Origin of the sequence: Streptomyces sp. WELS2 (assembly GCF_013870595.1) — a bacterium.
Classification (GTDB): Bacteria; Actinomycetota; Actinomycetes; order Streptomycetales; family Streptomycetaceae; genus Streptomyces.
The window spans coordinates 1-5,728 of record NZ_JACBWZ010000389.1; the positions used below are offsets into that span (position 1 = coordinate 1).

General features: G+C 71.7%; 5 protein-coding genes and 1 pseudogene. 3 read left to right on the forward strand and 3 right to left on the reverse strand.

The genetic code is table 11. The features are described from left to right. Nucleotides 1-171 precede the first annotated feature (171 nt). A complete protein-coding gene (locus tag H5J33_RS21245) occupies nt 172-2,382 on the forward strand; it encodes a SpoIIE family protein phosphatase (RefSeq protein ID WP_181796510.1) in 2,211 nt (736 codons plus the stop codon). A gap of 173 nt (nt 2,383-2,555) precedes the next feature. Next, entirely contained in the window at nt 2,556-3,398 is an 843-nt protein-coding gene (locus H5J33_RS21250) for a SigB/SigF/SigG family RNA polymerase sigma factor (RefSeq protein ID WP_181796511.1), read from the forward strand. A 276-nt stretch (nt 3,399-3,674) separates the two neighbouring features. On the opposite strand, the gene H5J33_RS21255 is transcribed toward H5J33_RS21250, so the two are convergent. Continuing rightward, entirely contained in the window at nt 3,675-3,911 is a 237-nt protein-coding gene (locus H5J33_RS21255) for a hypothetical protein (protein ID WP_181796512.1), read from the reverse strand. 30 nt (nt 3,912-3,941) lie between these two features. Here H5J33_RS21255 and H5J33_RS21260 point away from each other — a divergent pair, with 30 nt between their 5' ends. Beyond that, nucleotides 3,942-4,169, forward strand: a complete 228-nt coding sequence (locus tag H5J33_RS21260; RefSeq protein ID WP_181796513.1) for a hypothetical protein — start codon at nt 3,942-3,944, stop codon at nt 4,167-4,169. A 43-nt stretch (nt 4,170-4,212) separates the two neighbouring features. Here the strand turns inward: H5J33_RS21260 and H5J33_RS21265 are convergent, their stop codons facing one another. Together H5J33_RS21265 and H5J33_RS21270 are read right to left on the reverse strand one after the other, a co-directional pair. Then, nucleotides 4,213-5,193, reverse strand: coding sequence for a hypothetical protein (locus H5J33_RS21265; protein ID WP_181796514.1), 981 nt, complete (start codon nt 5,191-5,193; stop codon nt 4,213-4,215). Between the two features lie 157 nt (nt 5,194-5,350). Beyond that, a pseudogene (locus tag H5J33_RS21270) lies at nt 5,351-5,728 on the reverse strand (serine/threonine protein kinase); the annotation flags it as partial.

Genomic DNA, 5,728 nt, shown 5'->3' on the forward strand with positions numbered 1-5,728 from the left:
GGCCCGGCCGTGCGCCTGCCGGGGGCACGGCGACGAGCGGCGAACACGCTCCGGGAGGCTTGCACCGGCCGTCCCGGCGCATACGACCTTGACGACACACATCGACTGATGGCGTGCGAGATGACGACCGGTCCGGTGTCCGCCACCCGGGCGGTCCGGCGAGGGGGCGAGATGAGGGTTGAGCGGGAGCGGCGGACGAGGAGCGACGTCCGCCCGACGGACACGGCGCGCGACACGGACGAGGACCTGTCGTCGTTGTTCGGCACATCGACCGCGCTGTTCGCGTCCATGGCGGGACCCGCCCACGTGCTGGAGGCGGCGAACCCGGCGTTCTTCGCGGCGATCGGAGGCGGACGTCGGGAGCGTACCGGTGTCCCGCTGGCCGAACTCATGCCCGAGCTGGACGCGCAGGGAATCATCGGACTCCTGGACCAGGTCTACCGGACGGGCACACGGTACGTCGGCCGCGACGCCCGTGTCCTGGTCGGCCCGGAGGACGAGGCGCGCGAGGCGTACTTCGACTTCACCTACGAGGCCCGCCGCGACACCGGAGGCAATGTGATCGGCGTCCGGATGCTCGGCGTGGAGACGACCCAGGCCAAGCACGCCCGGCGCCTGGCCGCCGAACAGCGCGCGCTGCTGGAGCAGATCGCCCGCCAGGCCCCGCTGCCGGACGTGCTGGACGGCATGTGCCGGGCGATCGAGGAACTGTCCCCGGGCGTGCTCGTCTCCGTTCTGCTGGCCGACGAGGAGAACCGCCGACTGCGCCACGGTGCGGCTCCCAGCCTGCCCGACTTCTACAACCAGGCCATCGACGGCATAGCCATCGGCGAAGGCGTGGGATCGTGCGGCACCGCCGCCCACCGGCGCCGCAACGTGAGCGTGAGCGACATCGCCACCGACCCCTTGTGGACCGACTTCCGCGACCTCGCACGGCAGGCCGGAGTCGCCGCCTGCTGGTCCAGACCGATCCTCGACCGGGAGGGCCGGCTGCTGGGCACCTTCGCGATGTACCACCGGGTTCCCCGCGCCCCTCAGGACACCGATCTCGCGCTGACCCGCGTCTTCGCCGACACGGCGGCCCTGGCCATCGAACGTCACCGCGCGGAACAGGCCCGGCTCGAAGCCGACGCGCGGGAGAAAGCGGCCCGGCACGACCTTGCCTTCCTGCTGACCGCCAGCACCGCCCTGGCCGGCCGGCTGGACGAGACCCAGACTCTCCAGCGGCTGGCCACCTTGGCCGCCCCCACCCTGGCGCCCCTGGCCGCGGTCGACGTCGTGGAGGCCGGACGCGTGCGCCGGGTGGCGACCGCCGCACCGACGGAGGAGGCCCGCAGACTGCTGGCCGCCCACCGCCCCGCCCGCGACACCAAGGACGACGCGGTCGCGCGTGTTCTGGCCTCCGGCCTGACCGAAGTCGCCCGCCGTACCCCGACCGGCCCGGGCCCCTGGCACGATCTCGGCGTCACGGGTTACGTCTGCGTACCCCTGCTGGACCGCGGGCGCCCGTTCGGCGCGCTGACCCTGCTGTCCACCGCCGGGCACTGTCTCGACGGCCACCAGGTCGCCCTGGCGGAGGAACTGGCCCGGCGCGCGGCCTCGGCCGCCCGCAACGCACGTCAGTACGCACAACGCGCCGCTCTGGCCCGGGACCTGCAGACCGGCCTTCTGCTGCCCGACCTGCCGGAGGTCCCCGGCGCCCAGCTCGCCGCCTTCTACCATCCGGCCGGCGAGGGGCTGGAGATCGGCGGGGACTTCTACGACGTCTTCGCCCGTGGTGACGGGAGCTGGTCCTTCGTCCTCGGCGATGTCTGCGGGCGCGGAGCCACCGCCGCCACCACGACCGCGCTGGTGCGCCACACCGCCCGTGCCGTCGCTCCGCTCCTCGACGACCCCGTCGACGTCGTCAAGGCCGTGGACAAGGCTCTGAACGACCGGTACGCCCAGCAGAACAACGGCTTCGTGACCCTCGTCTACGGGCATCTGACGCCCGCCGCCGACGGGCTCGCCGTCCACCTGGTCCGGGCCGGTCACACGCCGCCCCTGCTCCTGGACACCCAGCACACGGTGAACGCCGTCGAAGCGTCCGGCGGGCTGCTCGGCATCGGCATCCCGCCGAGGCTCGCCGCCCGCCGCTTCACCCTCCTTGGCGGGGAGAGCCTGTTCCTCTACACCGACGGCCTCACCGAGTGCCGGTCCGACGGAAGCGAGCAGTACGGCGACACGCGGCTCGCCGAGGCCCTGGCTTCCGCGCCGCGCCGGCCGGCCGCGACGGACATCGTCAGGGCGGTGGCCGAAGACGTCCGGGGCTTCATGAACGGCCTGGACGTCGAGGACGACCAGGCCGCCCTGGTCATCACCGCCCGCGCGCGGGAGTCGTGACCGGGCCGTCGACGCCCCGGTCCCCCGGCGCCGTCGCCCCGCATCGGCCGTACGCGGCCCGGAAGGGTGTGACGGAACGCACGAACACCCATGCATGACGGTCGGCAGCCGGGGTAGGCGGCAGTTCGCCGGAACGACCGGCAAGGACGACCACCGAACGAGAAGGGCGCATCATGGCGACGACGACCGTGCAGAGGACCGGGCACGCGACGGACGTTCCGGAGATCGCGGTCCCGTCCCAGGTCGCGCCGAAGGACGCGCGGGAGCTGTCGAGGCTGTTCTTCGACCAGCTGGCGGTGCTGGAGGAGGGGACTCCCGAGTACCAGTACGCGCGGAACACGCTGATCGAGATGAACATGTCCCTCGTACGCTTCGCCGCCGGCCGGTTCCGCAGCCGGGGGCCGGAGGAGATGGAGGACATCGTCCAGGTCGGCATGATCGGTCTGATCAAGGCCATCGACCGGTTCGAGCTGTCCCGCGAGGTGGAGTTCACCTCGTTCGCGGTTCCCTACATCGTGGGGGAGATCAAGCGGTTCTTCCGCGACACGTCCTGGGCCGTGCACGTCCCGCGCCGGCTTCAGGAGGCCCGGGTGCAACTCGCCCGCGCCAACGAGGAGCTGCGCAGCCGACTGGGCCGGACGCCGACGACCAAAGAGCTGTCCGAGCTGATGAGCCTGCCGGAGGACGAGGTCGTCGAGGCCCAGCTGGCCTCCAACGGTTACAAGTCGGCCTCCCTGGACGCGGCGATCAACGGAAGCGAGGACGGTGAAGCCGCGCTGGCGGACTTCATCGGCGCCGACGACGCCGCCCTCGGACTGGTCGAGGACTTCCGCGCCCTCGCCCCCATGATCGCCGAGCTCGACGAACGCGACCGCAGGATCATCCACTGGCGGTTCGTCGAGGAACTGACCCAGGCCCAGATCGGCGAACGCCTCGGCGTCTCCCAGATGCATGTCTCCCGCCTCCTCTCGCGGCTGCTGGCCCGCCTGCGCGAGGGAATGCTGAGCACGGACTGACGGCCGGCGGGAGGGCGCTCTCCCTCTTCACCCAGGTCGAGAAGCGACCCGCGCCGAGCGGTACATGACGTACAGTCGCGCCGGCCCGCCAGGCGTGCGCCGACAGTCTCGGCGCGGTCGGCCTGGCGGCCGCCTGCCCGGTGACCGTGGGCGGCCCCGGCGACGAGGTGCTGAGCTTCGTCACCCGCACGCTCGGCGAGCACGCCGCGCGGTGCCCGTCGAACGCCGAGGTGTGTGACGGCCGGTCGGCCGGGCGCCTGCGAGGCGGTACGGCCGTCAGGACAGCAGTCTCTCCGCCATCCGCCGCGCCCGCCGGAAGGGCTCGACGCCGCGCTCGCTCATCGCGGTGACCACGGCCCCGTCCATGAGGAGCGTGAACTGCTCGGCCAGTTCCGGCGCCCCGGCGTGGCCGGCGTCCTCGATCACGCCGCGCACGTAGTCGGCCACCTTGCGCTTGTGCTCGACCGCGAGCCGGTGCACGGTGCTGCCGGGTTCCTCCGCCCGCTCCGCCATGGCGTCGAGGCCGGCGTCCCGGCGTAGAGGTTGCCGGTCGATCCGGAGTCCGCTTCCCTCCTGATCTCCCTCAACGCCGCGTTCCTCTACCTGGCCGTCGCCCTGTCCGGTGTCATCGGCGCGGTGGGCATCAGCACCATCGGGCCCCGGAACATCAGCCTGGTCGGCGCCGCCGTGGCCGTGCTCGCTCTGGGCCTCTCCGAACCGGGGCACCGGCTCGCCCGGAGCAGCCGAGTTCCGGTGACCGTCACGCGGTGACGGCGGGAGGGCGGCCGCCCGGGCTCCCTCCCGCCCGGCGTGCTCAGAACTCCTCGTCGCCGAACTCGTCGTCGGTCATCCCCGGCCCGGAGAAGAGGCCCTGCATCATCTCCTTCAGGTCCAGGACCTTGGCGTCGGCCGGAGCGGTGGGCTTGGTGCCCTCGCTCATCCGCAGGGTCAGGCCCAGCTTCTTGACCTTGGCCGTCTCGGCCAGCTTGGCGAGGTCCACGTTCACCTCGGACAGCTCACCGTTCACGAGCGTGAAGTCCGCCGTCACCTTGGCGTTGGGGGCGTCCTTCAGGTCCTTGTCCGTCGGCAGGTCCATGCCCGGCGGCAGGTCCTTCGCCAGCGGGCGGATCTCGCCGATCATCTTGGTCATCAGCGTGCGGAAGGGGGCCGTGGCGGTGATGTGCTCGGTGTCACCGTCTCCGTCGGTCGTCTTCAGCTTCACCTCGCGGGCGACGACCTCGCGCAGCGACTTCATGAGCTTCTGCTGCGTCTTGGCGTCCAGGGACGGCGCGGGCGAGGGGCTGTCCTCGTCCCCACCGCCGCCGAGACCGGCCTTCTCCATGTCCTTGACGTTGAACTTCACCCACTTGCCCTGAAGCACGTCCTTGAAGGCCCCGGCCTCCGGCGGGAGTTCGTCGGCGGGCGGAACGGGGCTGCCCGTCAGCTTGCCGATGGTGTCGACGTCGGCGCGGAGGTAGGCGTTGTCACCGATCATCCGGTACTCGGCGAGGTCGCCGTCCGGGCTGCTGACCTTCACGGCCATACCGACGAGGTCCTTCTCACCGGACTCGGTGAGCGGCTTCTTCGACTCCACGGTGAGCGTGATCTTCGCGTCGCTGAGCAGCTTCGCGGCCTCGTCGGGCATCTCGTCGCCGGGCTCCGGCTTGGACTTGGCGTCCAGCGCCTTCAGGGACGCGGCGTCGGTGTCCAGGTCCAGCTCGAAGGAGAGCGTCTTCTTCTCGCCGAGCTTGTCGAAGGCCTTGTCGAGCTTCTGGCCGGCGGAGAGCTGCTCCACCGTTCCGCAGGCGGCGGAGCCCGCGAGGACGGCACCGACGACGGCGGTGGCGGTGAGGGTCTTGCGTATGGCGCTGATGATGGTCTCCTTGTAGACGCGACCACGGTGTGATCGATCAGAAGACTCACAACCTCCGCACAAGGTTGCATCCCATTTTTCATCCGCGTCCGGTGACCCGGCCGGACGGGCCGAGGAACCGGAAGGCGTTTCCTTCCGTCTGATACGGGAAGTACCCCTTGTCCCACGCCGTGTCGATGCTCCGGGAGTTGTCCGCGGTGAGGCGGAGGGGCTTGGCGAGTCCCTGGTAGGCGAGGTCCGACAGCCGCTCGGCGACCGCGCCCGCGGTGACGCCGGCCCCGCCGCCCAGCGACTCCAGGGCCCGGGCGACCAGTCCGACGGCGTCGTACGCCTCCGGGGCCCAGCGGCCGGGCGCGGTGCCGTAGGCCGCGCGGTAGGCGGACCGGAAGGCGCCGGACACGCTGCCGGGATCGGTGAACGGGGCGCTGAACACCCAGCCCCGCGCCGCCGCGCCGCC

Bases quoted from the DNA above. Each gene is read 5' to 3' on its own strand.
- H5J33_RS21245 (WP_181796510.1), top strand. From the start codon at position 172: ATGAGGGTTGAGCGGGAGCGGCGGACGAGGAGCGACGTCCGCCCGACG.
- H5J33_RS21250 (WP_181796511.1), top strand. From the start codon at position 2,556: ATGGCGACGACGACCGTGCAGAGGACCGGGCACGCGACGGACGTTCCG.
- H5J33_RS21255 (WP_181796512.1), bottom strand. From the start codon at position 3,911: ATGGCGGAGCGGGCGGAGGAACCCGGCAGCACCGTGCACCGGCTCGCG.